Source organism: Blastococcus sp. SYSU DS0753, assembly GCF_054051175.1.
Genome location: NZ_JBJHAT010000021.1, coordinates 1 through 14,638, shown reverse-complemented (window position 1 = coordinate 14,638; position 14,638 = coordinate 1). Strand labels below are relative to the sequence as shown.

The 14,638-nt window shown below is 76.5% G+C and carries 17 protein-coding genes; 10 read left to right on the top strand and 7 right to left on the bottom strand.

Features of this window, described 5'->3' with window-relative positions:
* Positions 1 to 95 precede the first annotated feature (95 nt).
* From modA to ACI799_RS15200, 5 genes are read left to right on the top strand one after another with little or no spacing between them, the layout of a single operon-like run.
* A complete protein-coding gene (gene modA / locus ACI799_RS15220; RefSeq protein ID WP_456613408.1) occupies positions 96 to 854 on the top strand; it encodes a molybdate ABC transporter substrate-binding protein in 759 nt (252 codons plus the stop codon).
* Positions 851 to 1,648, top strand: a complete 798-nt coding sequence (locus ACI799_RS15215; protein ID WP_456590198.1) for an ABC transporter permease — start codon at positions 851 to 853, stop codon at positions 1,646 to 1,648. The genes modA and ACI799_RS15215 overlap by 4 nt, the downstream gene beginning before the upstream one ends.
* Positions 1,645 to 2,691, top strand: a complete 1,047-nt coding sequence (locus tag ACI799_RS15210) for an ABC transporter ATP-binding protein (RefSeq protein WP_456590199.1) — start codon at positions 1,645 to 1,647, stop codon at positions 2,689 to 2,691. The genes ACI799_RS15215 and ACI799_RS15210 overlap by 4 nt, the downstream gene beginning before the upstream one ends.
* A gap of 21 nt (positions 2,692 to 2,712) precedes the next feature.
* On the top strand, positions 2,713 to 3,291 hold the full coding sequence (locus ACI799_RS15205) for a nucleotidyltransferase family protein (protein WP_456590200.1): 579 nt from the start codon (positions 2,713 to 2,715) through the stop codon (positions 3,289 to 3,291).
* Positions 3,288 to 3,698 carry a molybdenum cofactor biosynthesis protein MoaE gene (locus ACI799_RS15200; RefSeq protein WP_456590201.1) on the top strand — a complete coding sequence of 137 codons (411 nt, stop codon included), beginning with the start codon at positions 3,288 to 3,290 and terminating at the stop codon, positions 3,696 to 3,698. The genes ACI799_RS15205 and ACI799_RS15200 overlap by 4 nt, the downstream gene beginning before the upstream one ends.
* Here ACI799_RS15200 and ACI799_RS15195 read toward each other — a convergent pair.
* Genes ACI799_RS15195 through moaA form a run of 5 tightly spaced genes read right to left on the bottom strand, consistent with a single transcriptional unit; the run spans position 3,661 to position 6,770 of the window.
* Entirely contained in the window at positions 3,661 to 4,404 is a 744-nt protein-coding gene (locus ACI799_RS15195) for a CPBP family intramembrane glutamic endopeptidase (protein ID WP_456613407.1), read from the bottom strand. The two genes, ACI799_RS15200 and ACI799_RS15195, sit on opposite strands and share 38 nt — an antisense overlap.
* Positions 4,401 to 5,240, bottom strand: coding sequence for an SMP-30/gluconolactonase/LRE family protein (locus tag ACI799_RS15190; protein WP_456590203.1), 840 nt, complete (start codon positions 5,238 to 5,240; stop codon positions 4,401 to 4,403). Before ACI799_RS15190 ends, ACI799_RS15195 begins: the two co-directional genes overlap by 4 nt.
* Before the next feature lie 2 nt (positions 5,241 to 5,242).
* The gene (locus ACI799_RS15185; RefSeq protein ID WP_456590204.1) at positions 5,243 to 5,437 is read right to left on the bottom strand and encodes a hypothetical protein; all 195 of its coding nucleotides are present in this window, start codon (positions 5,435 to 5,437) and stop codon (positions 5,243 to 5,245) included.
* A gap of 21 nt (positions 5,438 to 5,458) precedes the next feature.
* Positions 5,459 to 5,713, bottom strand: coding sequence for a MoaD/ThiS family protein (locus tag ACI799_RS15180; protein ID WP_456590205.1), 255 nt, complete (start codon positions 5,711 to 5,713; stop codon positions 5,459 to 5,461).
* A 1-nt stretch (position 5,714) separates the two neighbouring features.
* Positions 5,715 to 6,770 carry a GTP 3',8-cyclase MoaA gene (gene moaA / locus ACI799_RS15175; protein ID WP_456590206.1) on the bottom strand — a complete coding sequence of 352 codons (1,056 nt, stop codon included), beginning with the start codon at positions 6,768 to 6,770 and terminating at the stop codon, positions 5,715 to 5,717.
* A gap of 149 nt (positions 6,771 to 6,919) precedes the next feature.
* Here moaA and ACI799_RS15170 point away from each other — a divergent pair, with 149 nt between their 5' ends.
* Together ACI799_RS15170 and ACI799_RS15165 are read left to right on the top strand one after the other, a co-directional pair.
* Positions 6,920 to 8,158, top strand: a complete 1,239-nt coding sequence (locus ACI799_RS15170; RefSeq protein ID WP_456613406.1) for an MFS transporter — start codon at positions 6,920 to 6,922, stop codon at positions 8,156 to 8,158.
* Between the two features lie 72 nt (positions 8,159 to 8,230).
* Positions 8,231 to 9,070: an aldo/keto reductase gene (locus ACI799_RS15165; protein WP_456590208.1), complete on the top strand. Its 840-nt coding sequence runs from the start codon at positions 8,231 to 8,233 to the stop codon at positions 9,068 to 9,070.
* Positions 9,071 to 9,166: 96 nt separating this feature from the next.
* Here ACI799_RS15165 and ACI799_RS15160 read toward each other — a convergent pair whose 3' ends face one another.
* Both ACI799_RS15160 and ACI799_RS15155 read right to left on the bottom strand, forming a co-directional pair.
* Complete coding sequence (locus tag ACI799_RS15160; RefSeq protein WP_456597580.1) at positions 9,167 to 9,556, bottom strand: GntR family transcriptional regulator; 390 nt, start codon at positions 9,554 to 9,556, stop codon at positions 9,167 to 9,169.
* Positions 9,553 to 10,434 (bottom strand): hypothetical protein, encoded by an 882-nt coding sequence (locus ACI799_RS15155; RefSeq protein WP_456613405.1) that lies wholly within the window; start codon positions 10,432 to 10,434, stop codon positions 9,553 to 9,555. The genes ACI799_RS15160 and ACI799_RS15155 overlap by 4 nt, the downstream gene beginning before the upstream one ends.
* Positions 10,435 to 10,554: 120 nt before the next feature.
* On the opposite strand from ACI799_RS15155, the gene ACI799_RS15150 reads away from it, so the two are divergent.
* From ACI799_RS15150 to ACI799_RS15140, 3 genes are read left to right on the top strand one after another with little or no spacing between them, the layout of a single operon-like run.
* Positions 10,555 to 11,151, top strand: a complete 597-nt coding sequence (locus ACI799_RS15150; protein ID WP_456613404.1) for a PadR family transcriptional regulator — start codon at positions 10,555 to 10,557, stop codon at positions 11,149 to 11,151.
* The gene (locus tag ACI799_RS15145; RefSeq protein WP_456590212.1) at positions 11,148 to 11,876 is read left to right on the top strand and encodes an ABC transporter ATP-binding protein; all 729 of its coding nucleotides are present in this window, start codon (positions 11,148 to 11,150) and stop codon (positions 11,874 to 11,876) included. The genes ACI799_RS15150 and ACI799_RS15145 overlap by 4 nt, the downstream gene beginning before the upstream one ends.
* The gene (locus ACI799_RS15140) at positions 11,873 to 14,503 is read left to right on the top strand and encodes an ABC transporter permease (protein WP_456613403.1); all 2,631 of its coding nucleotides are present in this window, start codon (positions 11,873 to 11,875) and stop codon (positions 14,501 to 14,503) included. Before ACI799_RS15145 ends, ACI799_RS15140 begins: the two co-directional genes overlap by 4 nt.
* The last annotated feature ends 135 nt before the right edge of the window (positions 14,504 to 14,638 follow it).

Genomic DNA, 14,638 nt, shown 5'->3' with positions numbered 1-14,638 from the left:
CGGATCTTTCAGCCCACTGCCTTGTGCAGATGCGGGGATCGCTGCTCTGATGTTCCGCAGGCGCGGCCATCGGAGCCGTCGCCCGGGAGGGGCTCATGCGTTCGCGTCCGCTGCTCGCGCTGCTCGCGGCGGCGCCCCTCCTCGCCGGCTGTGCGGGGGAGGGGCCGGACGGCGACCGGTCCGGCGGCACGCTCACGGTGTACGCCGCCGCGTCGCTCGTGGACGTCTTCGACCGGCTGGAGGCCGAGTACCGCGAGCGCCACCCGGACGTGGAGGTGGACATCGGCTACCTCAGCAGCGCGGCTGCCGCGGCGGCGATCAGGCAGGGCGCGCCGATCGACGTCTTCGCCTCCGCCGACGAGCGGCAGATGCAGCTGGTCGTCGACGCGGGCCTGGCCGAGGAGCCGCAGGTCTTCGCCGCGAACGTGCTGACCCTCGCCGTGCCCGAGGGGAACCCGGCCGGCGTCACCGGGCCTGCCGACCTGGCCCGCGAGGAGCTGGCCGTCGCCCTCTGCGCGCCCCAGGCGCCCTGCGGTGCGGCCGCGGAACGGCTCCTCGCCGCCGTCGGCGTGACCGCCCGCCCGGACACGTACGAGGAGGACTCCCGCGCCACCCTGCAGAAGGTCGAGCTCGGCGAGGTCGACGCGGCGCTGGTCTACGTCACCGACGCGGCCGCCCGGCACCACGCGGTCGACGCGATCGAGGTGCCGGAGGCCGGGGCGGCGGTCAACCGGTACCCGATCAGCGTGCTGGCGGACGCCCGGAACCCGGAGGCGGCGCGCGCCTTCGTCGACCTGGTGCTGTCTGCCGAGGGCCGCGAGGTGCTGCGGGACGCGGGGTTCCGGGCGCCGTGACCCGCGAGACCGCCCGCGTCCCGGCGCCGCTGCTGCTGCCCGCCGCGCTCGGCGTCGCCTTCCTGGTGCTGCCCCTGGTGGGTCTGGTGGTGCGGACGCCGTGGTCCCAGCTCGGTGCCCAGCTCGCCGCCCCGGGGGTGGGGGAGGCGCTGCGGCTGTCGTTGGTGTCGGCGACGCTCGCCACGGCGCTGTCGCTGCTGCTCGGCGTCCCCCTGGCCTGGGTGCTGGCCCGCTCCCGGGCGCGCGGCCGCTCGGTGCTGCGCGCGCTGGTGACGGTGCCGCTGGTCCTGCCGCCGGTCGTGGGTGGCGTCGCGCTGTTCCTCGTGCTGGGCCGGCAGGGGATCGTCGGCTCCTGGCTGCACGACGCCTTCGGGATCACCATCCCGTTCACGACGGCGGCGGTCGTCATCTCCCAGACGTTCGTCGCGATGCCGTTCCTCGTGATCAGCGTGGAGGGGGCCCTGCGCGCCGCCGACGCCCGGTTCGAGGACGTCGCCGCCACCCTGGGCGCCGGCCGCTGGACGACGTTCCGCCGGGTCACCCTGCCGCTGGTCGCGCCCGGGGTCGCGGCCGGTGCGGTGCTCTGCTGGGCCCGGGCGCTGGGCGAGTTCGGCGCCACCATCACCTTCGCCGGCAACTTCCCCGGCACCACGCAGACGATGCCGCTGGCGGTGTACCTGGCGCTGCAGCGCGACCCGGACGCGGCGATCGTGCTCTCGATCGTGCTGCTGGCCGTCTCGCTGGCCACGCTGCTGCTGCTCCGGGACCGCTGGCTCGGCCGGGGGGCGGCGTGAGCCTGGCCGCGACGGTCGCCACCCGCCGGGGAGCCCTCGACCTGCGGGTGGACGTCGAGGTGGCAGACGGCGAGGTGCTGGCGGTGCTGGGCCCGAACGGGGCGGGGAAGAGCACCTTCCTGCGCGTCCTGGCCGGGCTGGTGCGGCCCGATGCCGGCCGGGTCGTGGTCGACGGCGAGATCTGGGACGACGCGGGCACGTCGCGCCCGGCGCACGAGCGGGCGCTGGGCATGGTGTTCCAGGACGCCCTGCTCTTCCCGCACCTGAGCGTGGCCGACAACGTCGCCTTCGGCCTGCGGGCGCGCGGGGCCGGCCGGGCGGCAGCCCGGACGGCCGCGGCGGGGTGGCTGGCCCGGGTCGGGCTCGACGGGCTGGGCCCGCGGCGGCCGGCAGAGCTCTCCGGGGGCCAGGCCCAGCGGGCGGCGCTGGCCCGCGCCCTGGTCGGAGACCCGGCCCTGCTGCTGCTCGACGAGCCGCTGTCGGCGCTGGACGCGCGCACCCGGCTGGCGGTCCGGGCCGAGCTGCGCCGGCACCTGGCCGGCTTCCGCGGCAGCACGGTGCTGGTCACCCACGACCCGGTGGACGCGATGGCGCTGGCCGATCACGTCGTCGTCCTCGAGGAGGGACGCGTCGTGCAGGCCGGCACCCCCGCGGAGGTGGCCCGCCGACCGCGCACCGACTACGTGGCCCGGTTGGTCGGGCTCTCGCTGCTGCCCGGCGCCGGCGAGGGCCGGCTGGTGCGCCTCGACGGCGGGGCGGTGGTGGCGGTGGCCGAGGAGGCGCGCGGCCCGGTGTTCGCGGCGGTGCGCCCCGAGTCGGTGGCGCTGTATGCGTCGCGGCCCGACGGCAGCACCCGCAACCTGTGGCGGGAGCGGGTGGTGGGGGCGACTCCGCACGGCGCCACGGTGCGCTGCGAGCTCGCCGGCGAGGTGCCGCTGGTCGCCGACGTCACCGCCACCTCGTTCGCCGAGATGGGGCTCGCCCCCGGCGTGGAGGTCTGGGCGGGCGTGAAGGCGTCGGAGGTCGCCGTCTACGCCCGCTGAGCACGCTGGGAGGCTAGGGGCATGAGCACCGCCGCCGTCGTCCTGGCCGCCGGGGGCGGCCGCCGCTACGGGATGCCCAAGGCGCTGGTCGAGTACGAGGGCAGCCTGCTGGTGGAACGGGCGGTACGGACGGCGCGGGCCACCTGCGAGGTCGTGCTTGTCGTCCTCGGCGCGCGGGCGGTCGACGTCTGGCGCAGCGCCGACCTCACCGGGGCCACCGTGCTGGCCAACAAGGAGTGGGAGACCGGGATGGCCTCCTCGCTGCGCGCCGCGCTGGAGGGGCTGCGCGGCTTCCCGGGAACCGTCGACGCCGCGCTCGTCACGCTGGTGGACATGCCGGGCATGACGCCCGCGGCGCTGGCCTCCGTCGCCGCGCACGCCGCCCCGGACGCGCTCGCCGTCGCCACCTACGACGGCGTCCGCGGCCACCCGGTGCTGCTCGGGCGCGACCACTGGGCCGGGGTCGTGGAGACGGCGACCGGGGACGAGGGCGCCCGTGGCTACCTCGCCGCGCACGACGTCGTCGAGGTCGACTGCACCGGGTTGGCCGATCCGGTCGACCTCGACGTGCCGCCGCCAGGGGTAGCGTCGGGCCCGTGATCGCCCGGGTCGTCGATGCGCCGCTGTCCGTTCCCGAACACGAGGACGCCGTCGCCGACAAGGCGGCCGGCGCGGTGGTCTCCTTCGCCGGGGTCGTGCGGGACCACGACGGCGGCCGCTCGGTGACGGAGCTGGAGTACGTCGGGCACCCGAGCGCGGCCGAGGTCATCACGGAACTGGCCGAGGAGTTCGCGGCGCGCCCGGAGGTGCACGCCGTCGCGGTCAGCCACCGCATCGGCCTGCTGGGGATCGGTGACGTCGCCCTGGCCTGCGCGGTGAGCGCCTCGCACCGTGGCCAGGCGTTCGCCGCCTGCGCCGAGCTCGTCGACGAGGTGAAGAAGCGGCTGCCGATCTGGAAGCGGCAGGTCTTCACCGACGGCGAGGAGGAGTGGGTCGCCTGCCCGTGACGACGGCCCGGGGACCGCTGGACGGCGGCCGATACCGAGCGTGCGCGGAGCGTCCTCGTCGACTGAGCGCCCGCGCGGTCACCGCCGCCAGCAGCCCGGCGCCGTTGGCGCCCAGGTGCAGGCCCGCGGGGGCGAGCAGGCTCCCGCTCCGCAGCCGCAGCCAGCCCAGCACGCCGCCGCCGAGCCCGGTCGCCGTCAGGATCGCCGTGACGGGACCACCCGCGTCGACGGCACCGCGGAGGTGCCACAGCGCGAAGACGAGCGCGGTGGCGGCGGTGGCCCCGTGGTCGCCGAGTCGCCGGCGGGCGACCGCCAGGAGGACGCCGCGGAAGGCAACCTCCTCGGCGAACACGGTGCCCAGCGGGATGTGGACGAGCAGGCGCGCCGCCACCTCGCGGGGCGGCGCCGCGCCGGCGGGCGAGCGGGCCAGGGCTTCCCGCGCCGCAGGCACCCCCAGGGCGAGGAGGTAGCCCGCCGCGGCACCGGCGAGCCCCGCGCCGCCCCAGCGCGCGCCCGCCCGTCGTGCGCAGCGGTGCACCCCGAGCTCCCGGGTCGTGAACCCCGCCGAGCGGGCGCCCCGCCAGAGGGCGGCGGCAGCCCCCGCGTTCGCCGCCGTGCGCACCGCAGCGGCAGGTGGGAGCGCCGGGACGACCAGGCTGCTCCACGCCAGGTACCCGGACGACGCGACGACCAGCGGCAGCGTCAACCGGCGAACAGGCGCGCCGGCTGTCCGCGGACCCCCACGTCCACCCGGAACAGCGACCCGGCCACGCCGTCGTCGAGCCCGCCCTCGGCGGACGTGGTGATGAAGAGCTGGTCCAGCCCCGGGCCGCCGAGCGTGCAGGCGGTCACCTGGGGCGTCGGGAGCTCGACCACCGCGTCGAGCCGCCCGTCGGGGGAGTACCGGTGCACCGTTCCGCTGCCGTACAGCGCGACCCACACCCCGCCGGTGCTGTCGACGGTCAGCCCGTCGGGGTTCCCGTCGTCCGGGAAGGTCACGAACGGACGGCGCCCGGTCAGGCCCGTGCCCGGGTCGTAGTCGAAGACGTCGATGCGGTGGGTCGCCGTGTCGTTGTAGAACGCCCGCGACCCGTCGGGGCTCCAGTCCAGCCCGTTGGAGACGGTGACGCCGGTCAGCGCCCGGTGGACGGCGCCGTCGGGGTCGAGCCGGTAGAGGGCGGCGGCGCCCGGCCGCTGGTCGTAGGCCATCGACCCGCACCAGAACCGGCCGTCGGGGTCGCAGCCGCCGTCGTTCATGCGCACCGACGGGTCGTCCCACACGGCGCCGAGGGGGGTGAGCGTGCCGTCGGCGTCCTGCAGGGTGAAGCCGCGCTCGACGCCGATCACCGCGCCGCCGCCCCGGCGCGGCCGCAGTGCCGCCGCCACCTCCCCCACGTGCTCGCGGCGGACCGTTCCGTCCGCCGCCAGCGAGAGGACGTCGCCGGCCTGCATGTCGACCCAGCGCAGCCCGCCCCACCCCGCCGACCAGACCGGCCCCTCCGCGTGGTGGGCGACCGGCCCGGTGATCTGCTCGGCGCGCACGGTCAGCGCGTGCCCGCGGGCCCGTCCTCGCCGGCCGCGTCCTCGCGCTCCAGCTCGGCCTCCTCGGCCTCGGCCTCCAGCCGGTGCGCCTCGCCGTCGATCTTGGCGGCGGGGTCGCCGTGCGACTCGCCGTACAGCTCTTCGGCCCGGCCGTACAGTTCCTCGGCCTTCGCCTTGGCCTTGTCGAAGATGCTCATGCGCCCATCCTGGCGCGCTGATCAGCCTCCGGCAAAGGGCGGGAGCACGTCGACCACCGCGCCGGCGGGCAGCCGCGCGGCCCGGTCGCGGGCCTGCGCGCCGTCGACGAGGAACGAGCAGGCGGTGAGCACACGCTCCAGCCGCTCGCCGTGGTGGGCGACGATCTGCCCGACCAGCTCGTCGAGGCTGCCCGCCTCGCGGGCCTCGGTCTCGACGCCGGCGGCCGCGCGGGCTCCGGCGAAGTAGCGGACGGTGACGCGCGCCTGGTCGTCCACGTCAGCCGCCGATCGCGGACATGGGGCGGGTGGGCTGCAGGAAGCTGGGGTCGTCGATGCCGTGGCCGGGCAGCTTGCCCAGGGTGGCGATCCGCCACCGGTCGGCGAGCTCGGTGTCGGTGGCGCCGTCGCGCATCGCGGTGCGCAGGTCGGACTCCTCGCGGGCGAACAGGCAGTTGCGGATCTGCCCGTCGGCGGTGAGCCGGGTGCGGTCGCAGGCGCCGCAGAACGAGCGGGTCACCGAGGCGATCACCCCGACGGTGGCCGGGCCGCCGTCGACCAGCCACCGCTCGGCCGGCGCGGAGCCGCGTTCCTCGCTGTCGGGTGTGAGGGTGTGCGCCGCCGAGAGCCGTTCCAGGATGTCCTCGGCGGTGACCATCCGCCCGCGGGTCCAGGCGTGGTGGGCGTCCAGCGGCATCTGCTCGATGAACCGCAGCTGGTAGCCCTGCTCCAGGCAGTAGTCCAGCAGCGGGACGGCGTCGACGTCGTTGATCCCGTGCAGCAGCACGGCGTTGACCTTGACCGGGGTCAGCCCGGCGTCGCGCGCGGCGGCCAGCCCGGCCAGCACGTCGTCGAGGCGGTCGCGGTGGGTCAGCTGCTTGAACCGGTCGCGGTCGATGGTGTCGAGGCTGACGTTGATCCGGTCCAGCCCCGCCGCGGCCAGCGCCGGCGCGGTCCGGGACAGCCCGATGGCGTTGGTGGTGAGGCTGACCTCGGGGCGGGGGTGCAGCGCGGTCACCGCGTCGACGATGCCCACCAGGCCCGGGCGCAGCAGCGGCTCACCGCCGGTGAAGCGCACCTCGCGGATGCCGAGCTGCTCCACCCCGATGCGCACCAGCCGGACGATCTCCTCGTCGGTGAGCACCTCCACCTTGGGCAGCCAGTCCAGCCCCTCGGGCGGCATGCAGTAGGTGCAGCGCAGGTTGCACCGGTCGGTGAGCGAGACCCGCAGATCCGTGGCGGTGCGGCCGTACCGGTCGACCAGACCGCCGGAGCCCGCGGGCACCGCGCCCACGGCGGGGCGCACCGCGGGGTCGGGGAGCGAGGCGCTGGTCATGGCCCGAATGTAGCCGCGACCGGTGATGCGTGCGGAGCAGGAAATGCGCGGCCGGCGGCGGGGCCGTGTTGCTAGCCTGCCCCTCGCCACCCGAGAGACCGGCGGAGGACGTCCCGCACTCGCCCGTGGCCAGGAAGCGCGAGAGAACAGTGTCGGTCAGCACCGTCTTCAGCCCCTACCGTCGCCTCTTCGCCGTCCCCGGGTCGGTGGCCTTCTCCCTGGCCGGGTGGGTGGGGCGGCTGCCCGCCCCCATGCTCGGCCTGGGGGCGGTGCTCCTGGTCTCGCAGGAGACGGGCAGCTACGGCCTCGCCGGGGCCGTCTCCGGCGCCCTCGCCCTCAGCTACGGCATCGCCGGCCCCCAGTGGGCGCGGGCCATGGACCGCCGCGGCCAGAGCCCGGTGCTGCGCCTGGCGATGGCCTGCTTCGCCCTCTCCGGCGTCGGGTTCGTCGCGGCGGTGGTCGCGGGCGGGCCCCGCTGGAGCTGGTTCCTGCTCGCGGCGGCGGTGGGGGGCAGCAGCCCCAACGTGGGTTCGCTGGTGCGCGCCCGGTGGGCCGCGGTGCTCGACCCCGCGGGCCGGCAGACGGCGTTCGCCTTCGAGGCCGTCGCCGACGAGGTGGTCTTCGTCGTCGGGCCGCCGCTGGTGACTCTCCTGGCCACCCTCGTCGCCCCGCCCGTCGGGTTCCTCACCGGCGTCGTCCTGGGCACCGTCGGAGGCCTCTGGCTGGCCGCCCTGCGCGACACCGACCCGCCGGCGCACCCCGTCGCCGGTCCGTCCCCGGTCCGGTGGTGGGCCGTGCTGACGCCCACGCTGCTGGTCGTCGTCGTCACCTACCTCGCGGTGGGCACGGTGTTCGGCGCCATCGACGTGGTGGTCGTGGGCTTCGCCGAGGCCGAGGGGGCGCCTGCGCTGTCCGGGGTGGCCCTGGCCGTCTTCGCCGCGGGCAGCCTGCTGGCCGGGCTGGTCTACGGGCTGGCCCGGCTGCCCGGCACGCTGGCCACCCGGTTCGTGGCGACGGCCGTCGCCTTCGCCCTCGCCGCGCAGCTGTTGTGGGGGGTCGGCTCGCTGACCGTGCTGATCGGTGGCGGCTTCCTGGCGGGGCTGACCATCGCCCCGGTGCTCGTGTCGGGCACCTCGCTCGTGGAGTCCCGGGTCGTCCCCGGCATGCTCACCGAGTCGCTGGCGTGGACGATCTCCGGTCTCACCCTGGGCGTGACCGTGGGCTCGGCGCTCGCAGGTGCCGCGGTGGACGCCTGGGGCGCCGAGGCCGCGTTCGCCGTGCCGGCGGTCGCCGCCGCCCTCGCGGGTCTGCTCGCGCTGGGCGGGGTGGCGCTGGTCGGGGACCGCCCGGCCCCCGCGGAGCTGGTTGAGGATCGCATCACCGGGTAGGCGGGGTCGGGGCCGATCGCGCACGACCGACCGTGCGGCTCGCGGCCTTTCCCGAACCGGAAGGATCAGCCTGTGGCCACCGTGCCCACCCTCGCACTCAACAACGGCGTCCAGATCCCGCAGCTGGGGTTCGGCGTCTACCAGGTGCCGCCCGAGCAGACCGCCGACACCGTGGCGACCGCGCTCGAGGTCGGCTACCGGCACATCGACACCGCCGAGATGTACGGCAACGAGAAGGGGGTCGGCGAGGCCGTCGCCCGCTCCGGCATCGACCGCGGCGAGATCTTCGTGACGAGCAAGCTGAACAACGGCTTCCACCGCCGCGACGACGCGCTGCGCGCCTTCGACCGGACGCTGGCCGACCTCGGTTTCGAGTACCTCGACCTGTTCCTCATCCACTGGCCGCTGCCGGGCATCGACGTCGACTACATCGAGACCTGGAAGGCGCTGGAGGAGATCTACCGCGACGGCCGCTGCCGCGCCATCGGCGTCTCCAACTTCCAGGAGCACCACCTGCGCCGGCTGTTCTCGGACACCGAGATCACCCCGGCCGTGAACCAGATCGAGGTGCACCCCTACCTGGCGCAGGACGCGCTGCGCGCCTTCGACGCCGAGCACGAGATCGTCACCGAGGCCTGGTCGCCGATCGCACAGGGCAAGGTGCTCGGCGACCCCGGCATCACCGCGATCGCCGAGCGGCTCGGCCGCACCCCGGCCCAGGTCGTCCTGCGGTGGCACATCCAGCGCGGCGACGTCGTCTTCCCGAAGTCGTCCTCCCGTGAGCGCATGGCGGAGAACTTCGCGCTGTTCGACTTCGAGCTCAGCCGCGAGGACATGTCCGCGCTGACCGGCCTGGACCGCGGCGAGCGCACCGGCCCCGACCCGGACACGTTCAACTACATCCCCGGCTGACCCGACCGTCCTGGCTCACCGTTCGGGGTCCTGGCTCAGCACCGACCGTGAGCCAGGACCCCGAATGATCAGGTCACCTGATCATCAAGGGCAGCCTCAGCCGGTGGCAGCACGCGCGAGGGCGGCGCGGACGACGGCCAGCACGGTCGCGTCGTCCACGCCGTCCTCGCGTGCCGTCCGGGCCAGCGCATCGGCAGCGCTGCGGATCCGCTCCTGGACGCGCGGCGGGGGTGCCGCGCCGGTGACGACCGTGCCGGTGCGCCGCCGGCTGGCGACCAGGCCGGCCGCCTCCAGCTCCGAGTAGGCCCGGGCGACCGTGCCGACGGCCACGCCCAGGTCGGCGGCGAGGGCACGCATCGTCGGCAACCGGCTGCCGGAGGGGAGCAGGCCGCCGTGCACCGCCGCGGCGATCTGGCTGCGGATCTGCTCGTAGGGCGGGACCGGGCTGCCGACGTCGACGGTGAGGGCCGGTGGCGGGGAGCTCATGCCGCGGCCGGCACGCGGTCCGCCGGCACCGCGGGGGCGCGCCAGCAGGCGACGGCCACGCCGCCGAGCATCGCCGCGACGCCCGCGAGCGCGATCACGGGGCTCGCGCCGTCCCACGGACCCGCGCCGGTGGAGCCGGTGCCCAGCCCGTGCAGCGCCGTCCCGGCGACGAAGAGGAGTCCCCCGGCCACGACCAGCGGGACGCCGGCGGCGATGCGCAGCACCCGGTGCGCGGAGGCGCGGCGGAGGGCGTCCTCGATCCGCTCGTCCTCGGTGGCCACCGCCGGCCGGGCGGCGACGACCCAGAGGGCCACCGCGGCGGCGACCGCGACCGCGAGCAGGCCTGCCGCCGCAGGCCCGCCGTAGAAGAGGCCCGGGAAGGGGCTCGCGGCGGCCGAGGAGAAGGCGTCGGGTGAGTAGGTGACGCTGCGGCCGTCGGGCGCGGCGAGCAGGGCCCCACCGGCGACCGTGAGCGCGGCGAGGGCGAAGGCGGCCGCGGTGGTGCGCAGCAGCCACCGCGGCGCCGCGTCGAGCGGGCCCCGGCGGACCAGCCGGGCCCGGCGCACGTCCCCGGCCGGCCGCGGCCAGGTCAGCTCGCCGAGCGCCAGGACGACGACGTGCACGACCCCGCACGCCACGGGCGTGAGCAGCACGGTGACGCCGAAGCCGCCCGGGGAGGTGTTGCCCACCTCGGCCGCCAGGAAGGCGAACGCGGCAGCCGCCCCCAGGGCGTAGGCGGCCGCCGCGGTTCGGGTGGCATGCCGGCGCGCGGCGGCGACGGCGTGCTCGCGGCTGGGTGGCGACCGGCGCGCCAGGCCCGCGCCGACAACCACGGTGACGACCGCCGTGAGCAGCAGGAGGAACGAGAGCCCTGCCACGTCGACCTCCACACAGTCAATGACTCAAGGGATTGAGACAATGACGTGGCGGGGGCGGCCTGTCAAGCCGGTCGGCGGGCCCCTTGCGACATAAATACTGAGTATGCATACTCCGTATCCATGTCCATCCGACACGGCCTGCTCGCGCTCCTGGAGCGCGGCCCCAGTCACGGTTACCAGCTCCGCGCGGAGTTCGACGCGGCCACCGGCGCCACCTGGCCCTTGAACGTCGGGCAGGTCTACTCGACGCTCGACCGGCTCGAGCGCGACGGGCTGGTGGCCCAGGACGGGCCGCCGGACGCCGATGGCCGGATCGCCTACCGGATCACCGACGCCGGCCAGGCGGAGCTGCGCGGCTGGTTCGCCTCCCCGGTCAGCCCGAAGGGCGCCCCGCGCGACGAGCTGGCGATCAAGCTGGCGCTGGCGGTCACGACGCCGGGGGTCGACGTCCTGGACGTGGTGCAGACCCAGCGCACCGCCACCATGACCGGCCTGCAGGAGATCACCCGGCTGAAGACACGCGTCACCGGCGACGACGAGCTCGCGTGGTCCCTGGTGCTGGACTCCCTGGTCTTCCGCGCGGAGGCCGAGATCCGCTGGCTGGACCACTGCGAGGCCCGGGTCGCCCGCGCGGCGGCCGGACGGCGCGGCGCGGTGCCCACCCCACCGGCTCCGGCGACCGACGTCGTCCCGGCCGGGAAGCGGGGCCGGCGATGAACGAGGCGGTGCTGCGGCTGTCCGGGGTGACCCGCGACCACCGGCAGGGCGACGTCGTCGTCCAGGCGTTGCGCGGGGTGGATCTCGCCGTCCACCCGGGGGAGCTGGTCGCCGTCATGGGGCCGTCGGGCTCGGGCAAGTCGACCCTGCTGCACCTCGCCGGCGGGCTGGACAGCCCGACGTCGGGCGCGGTCGTCGTCGAGGGCCGCGACCTGGCCGGTCTGTCGGCGGCACAGCTGGCCGCCGTCCGGCGCCGCAGCGTCGGCTACGTCTTCCAGGACCTCAACCTCCTGCCGTCCCTGTCGGCCGTCGAGAACGTCGCGCTGCCGCTGGAGCTGGACGGCGTCCGGGGCGGGGTGGCGCGGCGCGCGGCCCGGGAGGCGCTGGACGAGGTAGGGGTGGGCGCGCTGGCCGGGCGCTTCCCCGACGAGATGTCCGGCGGGCAGCAGCAGCGGGTGGCCATCGCCCGAGCGCTCGTCGGCCCGCGCCGACTGCTGCTCGCCGACGAGCCCACCGGCGCCCTGGACTCCACCACGGGCGAGGAGGTGCTGCGGGTGCTGCGCGCCCGGTGCGAGGCCGGCGCCGCCGGCGTGCTGGTGACCCACGAGGCCCGGCACGCCGCCTGGGCCGACCGGGTGGTCTTCCTGCGTGACGGCGTCGTCGTCGACCAGAGCGGGCCGGCCGCCGCGGCGGAGTCGCTGCTGCCCGCCGGCGGCGTCGGGTGAGTGCCTGGCTGACCCGCTGGCGGATGGCGCTGCGCATCGCCCGCCGCGACGCGCTCCGCCACCGCGGCCGCACCGCGCTGGTGCTGGTGATGGTCGGGCTGCCCGTCCTCGTCGTCGTCGGCGCCGACACGCTGCTGCGCACCTGGCAGCTCGACCCCGTCGAGTCGCTGCCCGCGACGCTGGGCGCGGCGGACGCGCGCATCGAGGGGATCGCCCGGAGCCCCATCGAGGCCGACCCGCTCACCGGCGACCCGCTGGTCTACGAGCCGGACGAGGAGCTGTCACCGTGGTCCGCCGCAGAGGTCCGTGGCCTGCTGCCGGACGGCGCGGAGGTCGTCGAGCGCACCGTCGGACGGCTCGCCTACCGGACCGGGGTGGGCTACGCCGACGTGACCGCCTACGCCGACGACCTCGGCCTGCCGATCCGGAACGGCGCCGTCGAGGTGGTGGAGGGGCGGGTGCCGGCCACGACCGAGGAGGTAGCGGTGAGCGGCGGGGTGGCCGAGCGCGCCCGCGTCGCGCTCGGGGACACCCTCGAGGTGACTCCGGAGGACGTCCCACTGACGGTCGTCGGGATCGTCGCGCCGGGTGCCGGTGAGCGGGACGACCTCGTCGTGGTGGCACCGGGCTCGGCCGACCTGCTGCGCTCGCGCAGCAGCGAGTTCTACGTCTCGGTGCCCGGCGAGCTGGACTGGCCGACCGTGCGGGAACTCAACGCCGAGGGCCTCGCCGTCGTCTCGCGGGCGGTGGTGGCCGACCCGCCGCCCGCGGAGGAGTACCGCTCGACGAGCGGCGCGAACGCCGCCGAGATGGCCGTGCTGGCGCTCATCGTGGTCGGCATCCTGCTCGAGGTCGTGCTGCTGGCCGGGCCCGCGTTCGCGGTGGGGCTCCGGCGGCAGCGGCGGGATCTCGCCCTGCTGGCCGCGGCCGGTGGGAGCCCCGCGGACCTGCGGCGGACCGTGCTGGCGTCGGGCGTGGTGCTCGGCGGCGGGGCGGCGGTCGGCGGGGCGCTGCTGGGCATCGGCCTGGCGTGGCTGGCGCTCCCGCTCGTGGGCGGTTGGGCCGACGTGCGGTTCGGTCCGTGCGACGTCGCCCCTCTCGACGTCCTGGCCGTCGTCGTCACCGGCCTGCTGGCGGGCCTCGCCGCCTCGGCCGTCCCGGCCCGGCAGGCGGCCCGCACCGACGTCGTGCCGGCGCTCGGCGGCCGCCGGGGGCAGGTGCGCACCTCCTGGCGGCTGCCGGTCGCCGGGCTGGCCGCGGTCGGGATCGGCGCGGTGCTCACCGTGCTCGGCGCGCGGGGGAGCGAGTTCGCCGTCGCGGGCGGCGCGGCGCTGCTCGTCCTCGGCACCGTCGCCGCGACGCCGTGGCTGGTCGGGCTGCTGGCCCCGCTGGCGCGCCGGCTGCCGACAGCGGGGCTGATCGCCGTCCGGGACGCCGCCCGCAACCGGACCCGCACCGCGTCGGCCGTCGCCGCCGTCATGGCCACCGTCGCCGTGGTGACGACGATGGCGATCGGCAGCCAGAGCGACAGCGCCCAGGCCCGTCGCGACTACGTACCGCAGGCGCCGATGGGAGCGGCGACGGTCTTCGTGCACCAGGCCGGGGCGGCCGGCTGGTCCGCCGTCGAGCAGGCCGCGGCCGAGCACCTGCCCGGACGGCCCGTCGGCCGCCTCTCCACGGTCGCGGCGACCCCGGAGGACCCGCGCTCCCTGGGCACCGTCCGCGCCGGCTGCACGGCGGAGCTACCGGAGTGCAGCTGGTTCCCGGACGACATCGGCTGGTTCCAGCCCATCTTCGGCGGTGAGGTGATCGTGGCCGACGTCGCCACCGCGACCGCGGCGAGCGCTGCCCCGTGGCGGGACGAGGTCGGTGCCGCGCTGCGGGCGGGGCGTGCGGTCGTCTTCGGCTCGGGTGCCGTCGACGCCGCCGGGCAGGTGACGCTCGCCGGTTCCACGTGGAACGGCACCCGGGAGGTGGAGCTCGGCCGCGTGTCGCTGCCCGCGACCGAGATCGAGGTGTCCGCAACCGACGAGCTCCGCGCCCCTGCCCTGGTGGTCGTGCCCCCGGCGCTGGCCGACCGGCTGCCCGTACCGCTCGCCACGACGTCGCTGGTGATCGGCGGCCCGGAGGCGCCGGTCACCGTGGCCGAGGAACGGGCGTTCACGGAGGCGGTGAACGCCCTGGGGGTCCAGGCGTCGGTGTACGTGGAACGGGGGTGGAGCGACTACCTGGCGATCGCCCGGCTGCTGCTGTTCGCGGTGGGCGGGCTGCTGGTGCTCGTGGCGACGCTGACCGCGACCGGGCTCGCGCTGGCCGATGCCCGTCCCGATCTCGCCACGCTCGCGGCGATCGGTGCGGCGCCCCGCACCCGCCGGTTCATCGCGATGGGGTCGGCGGCGGTCATCGGTGTCGGCGGGGCGCTGCTGGGCCTGCTGGTGGGCGCCGGGCCGGGCATCGCCGTCGCGTACCCGCTCACCAGCACCGACTACGGGACGGGCGCGCGGCCGCTGATCGACGTCCCCTGGTTGCTGCTCGCCGGCGTGGCCGTGGCGGTGCCGCTGCTCGCCGTCGCCGTCACCGGCCTCGTCGTCCGCTCCCGGCTGCCGATGGCCCGCCGGGTGACGTGACCCGCGCCGACCGACGTCCTGGCTCACCTGGTGGGGGGGGGGGGGGGGGGGGGGGGGGGGGGGGGGGGGGGGGGGGGGGGGGGGGGGGGGGGGGGGGGGGGGGGGGGGGGGGGGGGGGGGGGGGGGGGGGGGGGG